The sequence below is a fragment of the Halomonas borealis genome (assembly GCF_004798905.1).
Taxonomy (GTDB): Bacteria; Pseudomonadota; Gammaproteobacteria; order Pseudomonadales; family Halomonadaceae; genus Halomonas; species Halomonas borealis.
In genome coordinates this window covers 1-244 of sequence record NZ_SDMO01000117.1, presented here as the reverse complement: position 1 = coordinate 244, position 244 = coordinate 1, and the positions used below count along the sequence as shown (strand labels likewise).

The following is a 244-nucleotide window of genomic DNA, read 5'->3' as shown; positions in this document are numbered from 1 at the left end:
CACTAAAGTCACACAGACAATGGCAATCAGTCCAATGCAGAAAGACATAAATGAAGCTTGAAACGGCCGATGCAATAAGGAGCCCAAATGTCCATTAATAGCCTGTTGAACCGCAGTGAATGAACCTGATATTATCGCCCAAAGGCGCCAAAGCATCAAATTGGGCTCGGCTTCAACTTGTCCTGCTTTTTCACGTAAGCTAGGTAAAACAACGGCAATGAAAAGTCCAAGTATAGTAACAATA

At 42.6% G+C, this 244-nt stretch carries 1 protein-coding gene; it reads right to left on the bottom strand.

Annotated elements, in window-relative coordinates; genetic code table 11:
• The coding region (locus ETC07_RS16365; protein WP_205742583.1) for a DMT family transporter at positions 1-244 on the bottom strand (244 nt) is incomplete at both ends.